Source organism: Pseudoalteromonas sp. 68 DY56-GL68 (assembly GCF_041414825.1).
Lineage (GTDB): Bacteria > Pseudomonadota > Gammaproteobacteria > Enterobacterales > Alteromonadaceae > Pseudoalteromonas.
Genome location: NZ_JAOCZL010000019.1, coordinates 54,741 through 71,185 on the forward strand (window position 1 = coordinate 54,741; position 16,445 = coordinate 71,185).

Annotated in this window: 18 protein-coding genes; 9 read left to right on the top strand and 9 right to left on the bottom strand. The window is 41.7% G+C overall.

The window, feature by feature from the left end; all coding sequences use genetic code 11:
- Positions 1–11: 11 nt before the first annotated feature.
- Positions 12–698: a pseudouridine synthase gene (locus NYF15_RS11680; RefSeq protein WP_371353669.1), complete on the bottom strand. Its 687-nt coding sequence runs from the start codon at positions 696–698 to the stop codon at positions 12–14.
- Positions 699–771: 73 nt separating this feature from the next.
- On the opposite strand from NYF15_RS11680, the gene NYF15_RS11685 reads away from it, so the two are divergent.
- On the top strand, positions 772–1,077 hold the full coding sequence (locus NYF15_RS11685) for a DUF6482 family protein (protein WP_063700650.1): 306 nt from the start codon (positions 772–774) through the stop codon (positions 1,075–1,077).
- A 46-nt stretch (positions 1,078–1,123) separates the two neighbouring features.
- On the top strand, positions 1,124–1,531 hold the full coding sequence (locus NYF15_RS11690; protein ID WP_371353652.1) for a GNAT family N-acetyltransferase: 408 nt from the start codon (positions 1,124–1,126) through the stop codon (positions 1,529–1,531).
- Here the strand turns inward: NYF15_RS11690 and NYF15_RS11695 are convergent.
- The 8 genes from NYF15_RS11695 to NYF15_RS11730 all read right to left on the bottom strand — a co-directional run bounded on the left by NYF15_RS11695 (position 1,526) and on the right by NYF15_RS11730 (position 7,692).
- On the bottom strand, positions 1,526–1,894 hold the full coding sequence (locus tag NYF15_RS11695; protein ID WP_130150312.1) for a HopJ type III effector protein: 369 nt from the start codon (positions 1,892–1,894) through the stop codon (positions 1,526–1,528). The genes NYF15_RS11690 and NYF15_RS11695 overlap by 6 nt on opposite strands.
- Positions 1,895–1,903: 9 nt before the next feature.
- Complete coding sequence (locus NYF15_RS11700; protein ID WP_371353653.1) at positions 1,904–3,016, bottom strand: retroviral-like aspartic protease family protein; 1,113 nt, start codon at positions 3,014–3,016, stop codon at positions 1,904–1,906.
- A gap of 69 nt (positions 3,017–3,085) precedes the next feature.
- The gene (locus tag NYF15_RS11705) at positions 3,086–3,796 is read right to left on the bottom strand and encodes an HAD-IA family hydrolase (RefSeq protein WP_371353654.1); all 711 of its coding nucleotides are present in this window, start codon (positions 3,794–3,796) and stop codon (positions 3,086–3,088) included.
- A gap of 12 nt (positions 3,797–3,808) precedes the next feature.
- Positions 3,809–4,762 carry a tyrosine recombinase XerC gene (locus tag NYF15_RS11710; protein ID WP_371353655.1) on the bottom strand — a complete coding sequence of 318 codons (954 nt, stop codon included), beginning with the start codon at positions 4,760–4,762 and terminating at the stop codon, positions 3,809–3,811.
- Positions 4,759–5,370 (bottom strand): DUF484 family protein, encoded by a 612-nt coding sequence (locus NYF15_RS11715; protein WP_371353656.1) that lies wholly within the window; start codon positions 5,368–5,370, stop codon positions 4,759–4,761. The genes NYF15_RS11710 and NYF15_RS11715 overlap by 4 nt, the downstream gene beginning before the upstream one ends.
- Positions 5,367–6,197, bottom strand: a complete 831-nt coding sequence (gene dapF / locus NYF15_RS11720) for a diaminopimelate epimerase (RefSeq protein WP_371353657.1) — start codon at positions 6,195–6,197, stop codon at positions 5,367–5,369. Before dapF ends, NYF15_RS11715 begins: the two co-directional genes overlap by 4 nt.
- 64 nt (positions 6,198–6,261) lie before the next feature.
- Positions 6,262–7,515 carry a diaminopimelate decarboxylase gene (gene lysA / locus NYF15_RS11725; protein WP_371353658.1) on the bottom strand — a complete coding sequence of 418 codons (1,254 nt, stop codon included), beginning with the start codon at positions 7,513–7,515 and terminating at the stop codon, positions 6,262–6,264.
- A 3-nt stretch (positions 7,516–7,518) separates the two neighbouring features.
- Positions 7,519–7,692: a lipoprotein gene (locus tag NYF15_RS11730; protein ID WP_371353659.1), complete on the bottom strand. Its 174-nt coding sequence runs from the start codon at positions 7,690–7,692 to the stop codon at positions 7,519–7,521.
- Between the two features lie 149 nt (positions 7,693–7,841).
- On the opposite strand from NYF15_RS11730, the gene cyaY reads away from it, so the two are divergent.
- From cyaY to NYF15_RS11765, 7 genes are read left to right on the top strand one after another with little or no spacing between them, the layout of a single operon-like run.
- Entirely contained in the window at positions 7,842–8,165 is a 324-nt protein-coding gene (gene cyaY / locus NYF15_RS11735; RefSeq protein WP_062569480.1) for an iron donor protein CyaY, read from the top strand.
- Positions 8,162–8,818, top strand: a complete 657-nt coding sequence (locus NYF15_RS11740; protein ID WP_237120431.1) for a dienelactone hydrolase family protein — start codon at positions 8,162–8,164, stop codon at positions 8,816–8,818. Before cyaY ends, NYF15_RS11740 begins: the two co-directional genes overlap by 4 nt.
- Positions 8,819–8,840: 22 nt before the next feature.
- The gene (locus NYF15_RS11745) at positions 8,841–9,731 is read left to right on the top strand and encodes a DUF2914 domain-containing protein (RefSeq protein ID WP_371353660.1); all 891 of its coding nucleotides are present in this window, start codon (positions 8,841–8,843) and stop codon (positions 9,729–9,731) included.
- A gap of 29 nt (positions 9,732–9,760) precedes the next feature.
- Complete coding sequence (hemC, locus tag NYF15_RS11750; protein WP_371353661.1) at positions 9,761–10,699, top strand: hydroxymethylbilane synthase; 939 nt, start codon at positions 9,761–9,763, stop codon at positions 10,697–10,699.
- Between the two features lies 1 nt (position 10,700).
- Positions 10,701–12,518, top strand: coding sequence for a uroporphyrinogen-III C-methyltransferase (locus NYF15_RS11755; RefSeq protein WP_371353662.1), 1,818 nt, complete (start codon positions 10,701–10,703; stop codon positions 12,516–12,518).
- On the top strand, positions 12,515–13,624 hold the full coding sequence (locus NYF15_RS11760; protein WP_130150334.1) for a heme biosynthesis HemY N-terminal domain-containing protein: 1,110 nt from the start codon (positions 12,515–12,517) through the stop codon (positions 13,622–13,624). Before NYF15_RS11755 ends, NYF15_RS11760 begins: the two co-directional genes overlap by 4 nt.
- A 33-nt stretch (positions 13,625–13,657) precedes the next feature.
- On the top strand, positions 13,658–16,348 hold the full coding sequence (locus NYF15_RS11765; protein ID WP_237120440.1) for a CHASE domain-containing protein: 2,691 nt from the start codon (positions 13,658–13,660) through the stop codon (positions 16,346–16,348).
- Positions 16,349–16,445 lie beyond the last annotated feature (97 nt).

Below are 16,445 nucleotides of genomic sequence, written 5' to 3' on the forward strand. Positions count from 1 at the left end.
AAACTTTTTTGTTAGATAATGTCACTTTTTTTGATACTGACTATCTGTCCTTCAGGCAAATTCAGCGTGGTGAGTGAAAGCTTTGCGATATCTGTGCGGTAAAGGTCGATGACTTTGTAGCCACAAAAACGAGCCATTTTACGTATTTGCCGATTTAGACCTTGTTTTAAGACGGTGCAAAACTGCGTTTCGCCGACTTGAGTCACCTCACAAGGAAGGGTTATTTGTTTATCTACAGGCACACCGCCCGCCATTTTTTTACAAAAATCACTATCAAGTGGTTTATCAACGGTGACTAAATAGCGTTTAGGTTGGTGGTAATCAGGGTGGATCAGTTGATTACAAAACTCACCGTCATTGGTCAAAATCAACAAACCTCGGGAGTCTTTGTCGAGCCGGCCAATTGGGTAAACGCGAGTGGTTTTAGGCAGGCTATGAATAAGGCTTGTTGGGTCGTCAGCATTTAATTTGCAATCTATACCAACAGGCTTGTGATACGCAAAGTAGGTAAGTGGTGCTTTTGCTGAAATTTTTTCGCCAAATACCATCACATCATCGTGCTCATCTACGTGATCTATGTGATTTGCAGCACGGCCATTTACTGTTACCTCACCTTGATCTATCAAGCGCGATGCTTGCTTTCGAGAACAAACACCTGCATGGGCAATAAATTTAGCAAGTCGTACTTTTTCTGACATGGGTGATTTTTGTACAGTTAATTTGATCACAGTATATCAAACCCGCGTATAAGAAGAAAAAAGGGGGTTCGACATGGCAATTAAGTTATCTGAACTTGCAGCGCACCAACCACTGCAAAAGGTTATCCTTCATTCGTTGGAAATGGCACTGTATCAGGTGTCTGTGGTGATCAATAACGTTGAATATTATGTCACTGATGAGCAAGGTGAGTTTATTCGCGACATCAGTCCGTTGCACATTCAAAAGCGCCTCGATCACTTAAGTTATGGTGATATGGTTTTACGCCACACCAGTGCTTATGATGAAATGTGTGGGCAGCCAGAGAAGCTCGCCAGCAATATGCTTGAGGTCCCTTATGGCAAGAATCATCTATACTGATTGATTTTAAAGCGTATACTGAGTCATAACATTTTATAGGTATGCTATGTATCAATTAAAAAGTGATGATTCAGTAGAGTTAAGTGATGAGCTAAGAGCGCATATTGTTACTTATAACAAGCAGTATTTTAACGCAGAACGTATTCCATTAGGCTTTAAGTTTGTTGATAAAAAGCGAGTAATGGTTGCAGGTATTAGTGGCCAAGTATTTGGCAATTGGTTATTAATAAATTGGCTATGGTGTGATGACTCTGTTAGAGGTAGAGGCCTTGCCTCGCGACTGTTGAATGAGCTTGAAAGTAAAGCTACTGCGCTTGGCGCAAATATAGCTCAACTTGATACACTCGACTTCCAAGCAAAGCCTTTTTATGAGAAAAACGGTTACCAAGTGAAATACCAAATGGCCAATTACCCACTTGATGGTTGCCGCTACTTTATGGAAAAAAGCCTATAGCTCAAATTTGGCCGTTAGAACATTTTCTTCCGTGAATGTTACTCCCAAAAAGGGCGTGGCTTCTGGTGCGAGCATAAATGTACGAATATTCATGTGATCATGTGCATCAGGATGCTTAAGCACATCGTCACGGTAAAAAGCACCGAAACAATCTAATGTGTTTTGTTTACTCAATTGGTTCAGTTTGGCAAAGGCAAAGATCTTACATGAGCCATTATTTTCATTTGCTGAGCTAATAAGCCCATGGTTATTAAACCCACTGGGAGTGAAATGGTAGTTTTGCTCGATAACGGCCATGGTATCAGTGAATTCAATCAATGTGGGTGTATCTGCTAGTTTTGCTAAAAATTCATTGAGTGTCATGCTTCATCCTTAATTGTTACTTTTTATTAACTCTAACTCATCCTGTTGTTGATTGATATTAAACTTATAATTTCCGAGAAAGTTCATACCTAGTAATCCAACGCCAGAGTGATTATCTATCACTAATACATCAAAATTATCTATATATTGTTGACCAATTTGAAAAGAGCGTAGTCTATAACGCTTAGCTGTAACGATGCCATTTGCAGTATTGACTTGTAGCGTACCTATAAAAATGGCTGGCTCTGTGAGGTTATCCAGCTGCGCTTGGTTTATCACGGTGAAGCTAGCCCCCGTATCTATCATTAATTTAATGTGCAGAGTGTCATTAATAACACTGTTAACCAAATAGTGCGCGCCACGAGGGGTGAGTTCAATGATATCCACGCCAGTTAATGCTTGCTGTAATTTATGACGTAACTCATTGGCTTGGTTTATAAATGCATGATTTTCAGGTAGTTGCTCAAGGGCTACTTGACTGGCAACATAGTCTCCTAGCTGATAATAAGCCATTGCATAAGTATATAAGTAGTGTGGGTTATGTGGCGCATAGTCTAGCCACTGTAAGCTGTGCTCTAGTAGTTGTTGCCATTGTTGTGCCTGAGTGAGGGCATTGATCTGTAAAGTGACTAATTCCTCAATCTGTTTAGCTAAAGAGCCTTGTTGATTGCTATCCAATCTATTTGCTAATGCCATTAAGCTCACGATCCCTTGCTGAAGATGGCCTTGATTGATAAGTCGTTTAGCATCAAGTTTTAGCATTGTAATGTCATAAGGATGACGTTTTAAAAATGTGCTTAGAAACAGCTCGCTTAAATCTTCATCGTGACCTGAGAGCCAAGCTTCAACCTCTTGTTGCCAAGCTTGTTTTAATTGTTTGGCTTGGTGAGGGTCGTTTGCAAGAAGTTGTGTATAAAACTCAATTGCTTTATCAAATTGTTGGTTGTTAAAAAATACAATAGCTTGTTCAAACTCACTGGGCAAAACAGTGGTTTTTTCTAGCGTCTTAGTAGTGGCTTGCTCTGGCGTTACTTCAGGGGCGTATTGAGAGTTTATTTGCCATATAAAATAAGTATTTAAACAAAGAGAACACACCAATATTAATTTAAGTAGAGTATTCATCTATCTTGCCTGTAAAAAGACTTCTCTTAACTTGGTTACTTTATCAGCATAAAACAAATTAAAAAATAGTTAGCTTTTAACTAAGTAACGAAGGGCTAGAATGTTACTGATTTCGATATCTGCTAGGCCTTTATATTGGTATTGAGCTTCTTGGTTATTCAGCCAAACGCTTTGGCAGCCTGCGTTATTAGCCCCTTGTACATCCGTGTCTAGGCTATCACCAATATGCAAAATCTCATTATGAGGGACGTTTAGCTTGGCAGCTGCACTATCAAATAAGGCGCTGTGTGGTTTTGCTTTGCCGTGCGGGCCTGCTTGTAAAACAAGCTCAAAAACACCGTTGAGATTAAATTTTTCTACCTCAACATTCCCATTGGTGATGGCAATTAAACGGTACTGTTTATTAAGGTTAGCAAGTAAATTAAGTACATCATTAGCAACGGTTACTTGGCTGCGGGCATTGGCAAAAGCTTGATAGGCTTGATGTGCATGCTGCTGAGCGGCTTCTTTATCAAACCCCAAGTCTGTCATGGCATACAACAAGGCGGCTTGTCGCCAACGAGTTACATCATCGATTAATGTTGTATCTTGTTTTAAGACATTATCGCGACACTTTAGCCAATAAGTCGTGCTATCGGTTGGCCATTGCTCTATTTTAGCGAGGTAATCGGCTTGCGCTTGCAAAGCTGATTTTATGATTGGATGGTTATTGTATAGCGTGTCATCTAAATCAAAACTTAACACAGATACTGGCGATAAGGCACGATTAAATCGGATCATAATTACAACGGGTTACTCTGGTGTTGAGCGCTTTTTAGCGCGTGGATGGGTGTTGTCATAGACTTTGGCTAAATGCTGAAAATCAAGGTGTGTATAAACTTGTGTTGCCGATAAACTGCTGTGCCCTAATAACTCTTGCACAGCACGTAAATCACCGGATGATTCTAGAATATGTGAGGCAAATGAGTGGCGTAACTTATGCGGATGTACTTGCGAGCTTATGCCTTGTTTAATGCCCCATTCTTGCATGCGCAGGCGCACTTGGCGTACTGAAATACGTTTTTTTTGGCTACTAACAAAGACTGCGCTCTCATCTGGGTGTGCAAATTGTGGGCGAATTTTTAGCCATGCTTTTAAAGCATTGAGGGCTTTACTTCCAACAGGGAGTAAGCGCTCTTTGTTACCCTTACCGCGTACTAACATTTCCCCTTCTGTGGGGTTAATATCTTGTATGTTAGCGCCAACTAACTCGCTAATGCGCAGACCAGAAGAGTACATTAATTCCATCATTGCTTTGTCGCGAATAGCCAATGGTTCATCATCAGGGAGTTCTAATAGCTTTGCCATTTGATCAACGTCTAAATTTTTGGGTAATGGCTTAGAAAATTTAGGTCCTTTAATGGCTTCGGCAGGGTTGTGGTAATGTGTTTGGTTTGCAATGTTTTTGGCTTTTAAAAATTTATACAAGCTACGAATACAGCTCAGTTTTAAACTAATCGTGCGGCCACTTAATTGTTTACTTCGCAATTGCATACTGTAACGACGAATATGCTCACCTTGTACATCAAACCAGCTTTCACAAAGCTTACTAAAGTACAAAGCAGCAAAGCCTAGTTGGCTGGTGTATTGGCTTATGGTGTGCGCTGAATATTGTTTTTCATAGCGCAAGTAGTCTGCAAAAAGTTGGATAGGCGTGCGCCAACCATCGCTTAACTCGTCTGTATTTGGCGCAATTTCCTCACTCATGCAAGTTCCAGTAAGCGTAGCTGTAATGAGCGCACAAAATCGAGTACGAAGAAGCTATCTTTAGCAGGTTCAAAATGATTCACATCATCGCTGCCAAACGCCAAAATGGCCACTGGATGTTTAGTGTTACCAATTAGATATAATGCGGTAGATTGCGTTGAATCAGAAAACAGTAAGTCGCGCTCTTGTTGATTTACACGACCTAAATAAGTGCCAGTATCTTGTAAGCGATGCGCGATTAAATCATCAAACTTTTTATCATACTTAACAAGGTGGCACTCATTTATTGAGGGGTTAGTACAAATTATATTGCGCAGGTTACTTGCCAGTGTTGTAAAGTCGTAATTGGTCCAAAGCTGACGATGGCATTCACTAAATAAGCGATAAATGAGCTCATTTTCTTTTGCTTGCTCAATTAACGTCGCAATTTTGTTTCTCAGCAAGGTGTTGTGCTCTCGCAGTTGGCGTTGCTGGATATGTACTAACGACGTTGCCGCCTCTGTTTGTTGATGCAGTTCAAGCCCTGCAAGCACATCAGGGTTATTAACTAGAAAATCAGGGTGTGCCTTTAAGTATTCTGCAATTTGTTGTTCTGTTTGTTTGCTCATAATGCTACTTGCCCATCAAAAACATGCTCCGCAGGACCGGTCATTCTTACGGGGTGGCCTTCACCTTGCCAGCGAATTTGCAGGCTGCCGCCTGGTAAATCGACCTGTACTGTGTTTGCTAGCTTGCTTTGGGCTTGACCAATCACTACTGCTGCACATGCGCCTGTTCCACAAGCAAGGGTTTCACTAACACCGCGTTCCCACACCCTTAGTTTAATATGATCTTGCGAAATTACCTGCATAAAGCCCACATTGGCTCGTTGTGGAAAACGTTCATGGTTTTCAAGCAGTGGCCCTAAAGTGTCAACATCAGCTGTTTGAATATCATCGACTTCTAATACGCAGTGTGGGTTACCCATTGAGACTGCACCGCTAAAGATGGTGTGTTCTTCAGTGCGAAGAATATAAGTGAGCTCTCGTTTACTGGCTTTAAGTGGAATTTTATTTGGTTCAAAAGCCGGGTGGCCCATATTGACCGTTACTTGGCCGTCTTTCTCAATATATAAAGTCAAATTTCCCGATTTGGTTGATACGGTGATTTTGTGCTTGTTTGTTAAGCCTTTCATACGCACAAACCGAGCAAAGCAGCGGGCACCATTACCACATTGCTCGACTTCATTACCATCAGCATTAAAAATACGGTAGTGAAAATCTAGGTCCGGAGAATAGGGTGCCTCTACCATGAGTAATTGGTCAAAGCCTATGCCGAAGTGGCGATCTGCCAGCTTTTTAATTTGATCTCGCGATAAGAAAACATTTTGAGTAATGTTATCAATAACAACAAAGTCATTACCTAGGCCGTGCATTTTTGAGAAATTAACTAACATAACGCTCTAATTCGGGTTTGCTCTGAGCTAATCATGCCACAGAGCAGGGCGGTTATAAAAACGTTTATGGTAAAATTTTCTCACCTTGCCAAAGGCTTTCAAGAGTTTCACGTTGACGGATTAAATAACTTTGTTCTCCATCAACCATTATCTCTGCAACACGAGGGCGTGAGTTATAGTTTGAACTCATCGTAAAGCCATAAGCCCCCGCACTGCGCTGTGCGAGTAAATCGCCTGCTTGAAGAGCGAGTTGACGATCCTTACCTAAAAAATCACCAGTTTCACACACAGGACCCACAATATCGTAGTTGTGGCTTTTAGTATCGTCTGCGCGTGGGATAACAGGAACAATACTTTGCCACGCTTGGTAAAGTGATGGGCGAAGCATATCGTTCATGCCAGCATCAACAATGGCAAAGTATTTGTCTCGATTTTGTTTAATAAACTCAACCTTGGTGACTAATATACCCGCGTTGGCTGCAATAGCACGGCCTGGCTCGAAAATAAGCTCTAGATCTTGATAATCAGCTAATCGGGCCGTGATTTTGTCAACATACTCGCTTGGGTGAGGTGGGGTTTCGCCGTTATAAGGCACGCCAAGGCCACCGCCAATATCAAGGTGAGTTAGTTTGATGCCAACGGCTTTTAGTTGTTCAATTAAAGTAAGCACTTTTTCAAGCGCTGCTAAGAAGGGTTTTATTTCTGTTAACTGTGAACCTATGTGGCAATCAACACCTGTTATTTTTAAGCTCGGTAAAGATGCAGCATGCTGATAAACAGCAACAGCGGTTTGAATATCAATACCAAATTTATTCTCTTTTAAACCGGTAGAGATATACGGATGGGTTTTTGCATCGATATCAGGGTTTACACGAATCGAAATGGGTGCAATGCGATTTAGTGAAGTGGCGACCTCTGAGATACGCTCAAGTTCCGCCACTGATTCAACATTAAAGCACTTGATCCCCAATTCAAGTGCATAGGCGATTTCATCAGCTGTTTTGGCAACCCCTGAAAAGACCACTTTAGATGCATCACCACCGGCTTGAATTACACGAGCAAGCTCCCCTTTTGAAACAATATCGAAACCAGAACCAAGGCGCGCTAAGATGTTGAGTACAGCAATATTTGAATTCGCTTTTACGGCATAGCACACCAAGCTTTTATGTGATTTTGCGGCTTCGGCAAAAGCCAAGTAATGACGTTCAAAGGTTTTTCGTGAGTAGATATAACAAGGCGTACCATATTGTTCGGCAAGCTCTTTGACAGCGATGTCTTCAGCGAACAGCTGATTATCTTTGTAATTAAAAAAGTCCATCTATTAGTCCTGTTTTTGTTCTGGTTGTTCGGATGGAGTAGCCTCAGGCTGAGATTCTGTTGACTGCGGCGTATCATCTGGTAGGTAAAGAGCACCACTTTGTCCGCAGCCGACTAAGGTGAGCAGAAGGGCAAAGGGTAAAATGATCTTTAATTTTTGGCTATGAGTCTCTTTCATTAGATTAATACGGTTGCTGGCTTTATAATCGCAGAGTAACAGAATATTTAAAAAATGCAGCTATTCGCGGATGAATTTATTCCTGTTACACTTGATGTACATAATCTGCCCCCAGATCTAGGCTTATAAGCCAGTTAAAGGACATAAAAATGACTGATCATGAATACCACACATTAGCCGATGCATTAATGCTAACGATTGAAGAGCAAATCGATGATTGTGATGCTGATTTAGACTACGAGTCTGCATCAGGTATTTTAGAAATCATCTTTGCAGATCGCAGTAAAATTGTGATCAATAAACAAGCACCACTGCATCAGGTGTGGGTTGCGACTAAATTTAATGGTCATCACTTTGAATTACGTGACGATAAGTGGATTGATAACCGTTCAGGTGCTGAATTTTGGCAATTTATGTGTGATGCTGCGACTCGTCAAGCAGGACAGCCTATTGAGTGGCGCTCTGAACTATGAGTTTAGCGTTCGTAGAGTACCCTGCTCAAGGGGAGCATAAAGCAAGTGTTATTTGGCTGCATGGTCTGGGCGACTCAGGTGATGGGTTTGCCCCTGTTGCTCCGCAGTTAGCTTTACCAAAAGAGCTGGGAATACGCTTTGTATTTCCACATGCGCCTGTGCAACCGGTCACCATTAATGGTGGAATGGCAATGCGCTCTTGGTACGACATAAAGTCGATGGATTTAGATAAGCGTGCTGACGAGCAAGGTGTCAGAGACTCCGCAGCAAAAGTCGCCGAGCTTATTGAAGTAGAAATAGCGAAAGGTATTCCTGCCAATAAGATTGTCCTTGCTGGGTTTTCACAAGGCGGTGTTGTATCACTGCATTTAGCACCTCGCTTAGAGCAAAAGCTAGCGGGGGTGATGGCGCTATCAACTTATATGTGCGTACCTGATAAGCTTGCTGACGAAGCGAAACAAAGAAATTTAAATATATTTATGGCGCATGGTCGTCTTGATGATGTAGTACCGCATAGTGCGGGTAGGCAAGCGTTTGACGTATTGTGTGCGAATAACATGGAAGTAAGCTGGCAAGACTACCCGATGGCGCATCAGGTGTGTGGTGAAGAACTGATGGCAATCAGAGAGTGGTTAATTGCTCGCTTGAGCTAACATAGCTTGTAAAGAGGCCAATATGACAAAAAAACTGGTAATAACAGCAAATATGGGAAGTGCCGAATCAATCAGTGCTGCACCTTCTTCAGTAACATATCAATGGCATTGGCGGCGCATAGTTTTAGTTGGTAGTGTGTTGTTAATCGCACTTGCTATTGTGGCGTATAGCTTTTTAGGCGCTGTAAATGCAGAGCAATCAGAACAGCAAACTCAGCAAGAAGCATCATTGGCCACTGAAACAGATTTAAGTCGCGAACTTGACGAGCTGCCGCGCTTGGAGCATAACACGGAGCAGGCCAAAGCCCCTGCAACAATAAGTTTGCAAGATGAACCTAGTTCGTTAATTAATACTCAAGCGCAAACTGATTTGCAGCAACAAAGCGACTCACCGCAAGTGACAGCACAAGCTGTTGAGGTAGAGTCAGATCAAAACGACGACGTGTTAGCAAGCGTTGATGAAACGCCCCCTGAAATTAGTGAGCCAAAAGACGAAGCGCAGCCTGAAGTTGTTCAAAACAAACAGCAGTTTGCTCAAACAGCCCATATCGCGAGTGTGGCAATTGGCGCTAAAATAGATACGGATAAAGTGAGTCGAGCGGTATTAACGACAGATGTTGTTGATCGAGAACCAGTCAATGTTCTAAAAAGCGATGTAAAATTGCTTGATATTAGCCAAAGCCTTAGCTTTTTCAGTGAGCTTAAGAATATGCAGGGGCAAACTGTACGTCATGTATGGTATTACCAAAATCAGCAACTGGCTTCGATTGAGTTAGCGATAAGCAGTCCGCGTTTTCGCACTTACTCGACTAAAAATATTATGCCTGAGCAAGTAGGTGATTGGCGTGTTGAGGTTATTGATACCGACGGCAACTTGCTTGCACAAAAAGAATTTAGAATTTTAGCTGACTAGCGTCAGCTTAGTAAATAATTGGATTTTTCATGACTCAGACAACAAAATACGTTCGAATTGCGACACGTAAAAGCGCACTCGCTTTATGGCAAGCTGAATTTGTAAAAGCTCAGCTTGAGCACTTTCATGATGATGTCACCGTTGAACTTGTTCCCATGTCAACGCAGGGCGATATCATTCTTGATACACCACTTGCCAAGATTGGTGGTAAAGGTTTATTTGTTAAAGAACTTGAGCAAGCTATGTTAGATGGGCGAGCGGATATTGCTGTTCACTCAATGAAAGATGTGCCGGTTGAGTTTCCGAATGGTTTAGAACTTAATACTATTTGTGAGCGCGAAGATCCACGTGATGCGTTTGTATCAAATAACTACAAAAGCTTAGATGAGTTGCCACAAGGCGCGATTGTGGGCACATCAAGTCTTCGACGTCAGTGTCAAATTCGCGAAGCCCGCCCAGACCTTGTTATTCATGATTTACGCGGTAACGTTAATACGCGTTTGGCAAAGCTCGATAACGGCCAATATGATGCAATTATTCTCGCTGCTGCGGGTCTAATTCGACTTGAAATGCAGGAGCGCATCGCCGCATTTATTGAGCCAGAAGTATCTCTGCCAGCAAACGGCCAAGGCGCAGTAGGCATAGAATGTCGTATCGACGATGACGTGACTAAAGCCCTGTTAGCACCTCTTGAGCATAGTGAAACACGCATTCGTGTAAATGCCGAACGTGCGATGAATCGACGTTTAGAAGGTGGTTGTCAGGTACCTATTGGTGCATTTGCACTCGTTGATGGTGAGCAGGTCCATTTACGTGGTCTAGTTGGCGCGGTTGATGGTAGTCAAATGCTCCGTGACGAAGTAACAGGCCCAGTCGCTGATGCGGAGAAACTAGGCATTGAACTTGCCGAAAAGTTACTTGCTCAAGGCGCTGATAAAATCTTAGCTGACGTATACAGAGACGCGTAATATGCATATTTTGATAACTCGTCCAGAAGGTAAAGGCACTGAGCTTGCTCTTCAGCTTCAGCAGGCGGGTTATCAAACAACCCACTGCCCAGTATTGACCCTTGACTACTTAACTCCGGGTAGTGAAGAACTCGCGCCACTGGAAAATGCAGATAAAATTATTTTTATATCGCAAGATGCGGTTCATGCATTACTTCACCTCACTCCTGTTATAAATAAAGCTGCTCAGCTATACGCCGTTGGACAACAAACTGCGGATGCCATTTATGAGGCCTTTGGTCGTCGTGCTGCGGTGCCAAAGCAGCACGATTCTGAAGGGTTGCTTGAGCTAAAAACACTACAAGATGTTGAACTGAGTAATATTGTTTTAGTGAAAGGCGAAGGTGGGCGCACCACCATAGCTAAAACATTGAAGCAACGTGGTGCATTATTAAATCAACTGGTTGTGTATAAGCGTAGCGCCATCGAAAGTGAACCTGGTAAGTGGATGGACCACTGGCAAACAATTGATGTTGAAGGTATAGTCATTACAAGTAATGCCGCTGTGGACGCCATTTTTAATGGTCAAAATGGGTCACAGTTAGCGTGGTTAATTAAGCGTCAGTTTTATGTTGCAAGTGAACGTATTGCTGATTATTTACAGCAAAAAAATGTAACAAGAACACATATACATATTGCTGCGGGGGCAAGCGATAATGCGATGTTCGCCTGTATCAATGAGCAAGGTAGCAAAATGAGTGAATCAGATTTAAAACAGTCAACTAAACCAGTAGCCGAGTCCACGAAAAAGGCGCAAGCAGGTAAGGCTGCTTCAGGGCAAACGGTTCATCACAAAAAAGGGATTAGTAAAACCGGTAGCTTAGCTCTACTTATCTCTGTAATAGTTGCTTCTGCAGTTGGCTATGAGTTTTATCAAAAACTTAATAGTGATCAGCAATCTTCGCGTGTATTGACTGAATTGACAACCGAAAATCAACGCTTACAACAACAACTTGATGCTGTTAAAAGTGCGCAGCAAACATTACAGCATTCACTGTACAACAGTGAGCAAAAAGTAGCGGCTGCATTGAGCGAAAATGTGCAGCAAACTCAACAACAGTTAGACGCTGCATTAAAACGTGCTGAGCAGCAGACGTATACGTTAAACCCACAAGAAGTTACCAGTTTACAGCGTATGGCTGAGTTTAAGGTTTGGGCAGAGCATGACTATCAAGGTGCGGCTGCTGTGTTAACACGTTTAGACTCTTTGTTAGCTGAACACCCAGGTACAGGGAACATACGTCAGGCTATTCATCAAGATTTACAAACATTAAATGCTATTGAGCCTGTTGCAGTTGAAGCTATCTATCTAAAATTGCATGGTGTTGCGCAGCATATTGATGAACTTGTTTTTAACGCGATTTCTTTACCTGAAGAAGTGAGCCAAGAAGACCCTAGTAAACTGAGTGAAAATGTTAGTGAGTGGCGTCAAAACCTAGCTAAGTCATGGCAACAGTTTAAAGACTTCTTTGTTACCGTGCGTACCCGTGAAGACATGGTTGTTGCGCCATTTTTAAGTGAGCAAGAACGTCATTTAGTGAAGCAGCGTTTGAGCTTGTATCTAGCTCAAGCACAAGATGCTGTGTTATCGAAACAAAGTAGCGTTTATTTTACTGCCATTGATGCTGCGCATGACTTAGTACAGGACTATTTCAAGCAAGATGACACGGTTACTAAAGCTGCTCTGAAGAGCTTGCTTGAGCTTTCAAAAGAGCAACTTGATTTTAACCCTAATATATCGCTGAAAAGTACTGAGCAGGTGAAGGAGTGGGCACAATGATCCGCTTTTTACTATTAATAATTGCTGTTGCAATCTGTTTAGGGATCGCCCCTTTTTTCATCGATCAAAAAGGCTATGTATTAATCTCATTTAATAAAACGACCGTAGAGGGCACTATTTGGGGTGTCTGTGCACTGATCGTTTTGATATCTGGTGCTGGGTTTTTACTCTACAAATTGGTGCGTTATTTATGGTCTTTGTACAGCCATACACGTCATCGCTTTTTTGCGCGCAGTGAAGAGCGAAAGCAAGCGGCTATTGAGCAAGGTGTGTGGAGTCTTATTAACAATGATTACACTGAAGTTGAATTAGCACTGAATAATAACAGTGTCGCTGAGCAGTGGGTTGATGTCCGTTATGCCTTACTTGCAAAAGCTGCGCTGGCTGAAAATGACAGCGAAAAAGCGATTAGTTACCTTGATAAAATTAGTCAAAGTAAGCAACTGAAAGTGGCAAACCTATGGATTGCTAGTGGTGAAACCAGCACGATTTTTGCCGATTTGAAAGCATTAGCTGAGCATAAAAAAGCATCAAATCTTGAACTGAAAATGTATGCTCATGTATTAGTTCAAGAGAAAAAGTGGTCTGCACTTAATGACTTTATGCCGCGTCTACTTCGTAAAAAAGCACTCACAGACAAAGAATGGCAGCAATTATTCAATCGCTATTTTGACGCAGAATCTAGCAGCACATTAACAGAACGATTTGAACAATTAGCAAAGAATTTGAAACCCTTGGCTGAAGTTAGTTACTTCACTGCCATGGCGAAAGCAGGCGATTTAAATAAAATTGAGCTAAGCTTAATTAAAATGATTAAAAATCCGCAGCAACATAAAGACTTAGCACACATTTTGAAAACCAGTGCTGCAGGGGATGCATTAAAATTACAGGCTAGTTTGCAAGATGTGTTGAAAAAAGACACTGACAATACCCAGTTGCTTTTAGCTTTAGCTTGTCTTGCGAATGCCCATGGTGAGTACGATTTAGCTGCGCGTGTTTTTGATAAAGCACTGAATGCCAATAATCGCCATGAATACCTTCAGCAGGCTGCGCTTAGTTATAGTAAAAGTGCCCAACCAGATAAAGCGCTGGTGTTATATCAATAGAGCCCCATTTGCCTAAAAAAGGAGTTAAATGGCTTGAAGAACTTGTTTACGCTGACAATAAGTATTGCGCTTGCTTACTTTCTTACAGGGTATTTAAGTAATTCGTTACTCGCTATTGATGGTTATGCGGTTGCAGCGTGGCCACCCGCAGGGATTGCCCTTGCGAGTATTTTACTACAACGCAACCGAGCCTTAGCGGGGATTATTCTTGGTGCTTTTTTAGTTAATTTGATTCACCTAGATCGTGTCTCTGATATTCTTCATTGGCAGATCATGCTCCAAGCTGTTGGCGTAACTGCAGCGTCTACCTTCCAAGCTTGGGCTGCGTACTACATTATCACCCATATCATAAAAATACCGCTTGAGTTGTCATCCCTTAAAAACAGCGTGCAAGGGCTTGTTATAGGTGGCCCTATCTGTTGTTTAATTGCTCCATTGACAGGGACAGCACTATTAATAATAAATCAGGTTATACCTAGCTACATGGCCCTGAATAACTTTATTGCTTGGTGGATAGGCGACAGCATTGGTGTGTTGATTTTCACACCACTTGTGTTGGCGGCATTTAGTTATAACCTTATGCAACAGCGGGCTCAGATTATTGTTCCTTCACTGCTTATCTATTTGACCATTTGTATTAGCTTTTATGGTGCAGCAAGTGTGAAAAAGGACAAAGATGAGCAGCGCCAACAGGCGAAGGTGAGTGCGATTAAAGCCAACCTAGAGCACAAAGTAAGTGAAATACAGTCTCACCTAGCTTTACTTGCGACATTTTTTGCCAGTAGTGATGATGTCGACTTTCAAGAGTTCAAGCGCTTTACTTCTCGACAATTACAAGACAGTAATGAAATTGCAGCCTTTGAGTGGGCCCCAAAAGTGATTCAGTCACAATTACCTGATTACGAAAAGTCACTACGCGAAGAACTGGGCCCAACATTTTATGTGAAAGAAAAGAATGTGGCGGGCGAATGGCAAGGCGTCTCTCAGCGAGCTATTTATTTCCCTGTTCAATATATTCATCCACTACAAGGAAATGAGTCAGCTCAAGGGTTTGATTTAGCCTCAAGTGAAGTGCGAAGAGAAGCGCTGACAAACTCTCGTTTAACTAAAAATATATCTGTTAGTGAACCCATTAGCTTAATGCAAGGCGATGGTAATGAACGTGGGGTGTTATTTTTTAACCCTGTTTATGCTGATTTACATCGGCAGGTCGGTTTCAAAGGGTATGTCGTGGCGGTCATTAATTTAGATGCTTTGGCACAAACGCTTAATTACAATCAAACGACTGATATTGAAGCCAGTTTTTATGATGTAAGTGATACTCAAAACCCCATTGAAATTTCAAACTCTGGGCGCATTGGGACTAAGCAAATTGCGCATTTTGATTTTCATATTAGCGAACGGGTGTGGCAAATAAAGTTATGGGAGTCAGTGGAGCAGTCATCCTGGCTAATGTATTGGTTTGCACAGATAGTAGGCATGCTATTTGTTTGGTTATTGATTATTTTTTTAATTTCAGTAACGGGCACAAATATACAAATACGCCAACAGGTTGCGAAACAAACCCAAAGCCTACGTAATGAAAAATTAAAAGCGGATAAAGCAAGCCAAATCAAAAGTGAATTTTTAGCCAATATGAGCCATGAAATTCGCACGCCTATTAACGGTATTAAAGGGCTTCACTATTTGGCATTACAAGAGCAAGACTGGCAGCAAGCGCGTAATTATATTGAGCAAGCTGATAGTGCGCTTAATGTTTTGTTACGCGTGTTGAACGATGTGCTCGATTTTTCAAAAATTGAAGCAGGTCGCTTAGACCTACATCAAGAGCCAATTAATGTCTGTAACTTGGTCAGTGAAATGAGTAATTTACTGCAATTTGAACTGAATTCGCGTTCATTGCAGTTTGTTGTAGATTACGATAATACACAGCCGCTGGTGATTCATACCGATGCCATTCGACTGAAACAAATATTACTAAATCTGCTGAATAACGCAGTTAAATTTACGCCGCAAGGAACCATTACCTTAAAAATTTGGCAGCAAAACGATACAACATATTTTAGTGTTATCGACACTGGTATAGGAATTAAAAAAGAGGTGCAAGAAACACTGTTTCAGCCATTTTCACAAGCCGATAGCTCGACCTCACGTCGCTTTGGTGGCACAGGGCTTGGATTAAGCATATGTAAAAAGCTTATCGATATGATGGGCGGTGATATAACGTTATCAAGCGCAGAAGGACAAGGGGCACAATTTACGTTTACTTTGCCTGTTGTGTCACCTTTAGAAGCTATCAAACATGCGAATGACGATTTAAATGATATTGATATCAGCGCTGTTTCATTTGCAGAACTCGCTGTTTTATTGGTTGAAGACAATCCATTAAACCAACATGTGGCATGCGCTATTCTAGAAACTAAAGGCTGTAAGCCTGATGTCGCTAAGGATGGGTATGAAGCGATTAAGATGATCAGCGAACATAAATATGATGTTGTGCTTATGGATATTCAAATGCCTAATATGGATGGCTTGCAAGCGACTAAAGTGATTCGCCAAGAGCTGATGATGACAGAACTTCCCATTATTGGTTTGTCTGCTAATGCCCATGATGATGACTATAAAAAAGGCATTGCATGCGGCATGGATGGTTATTTAACCAAACCGATTGATGCAGAAAAACTTTTCAAAACTATTTGGCGGTTTATACAAAAACAACGCTAATAGACAGAGGCAGACATTTGGCCTCAAAAAAGTAAATAAAATCATCTAAACTTGAAATATCGTTGTGGGTACGTATGATCCGCGCAAATTTACTGAA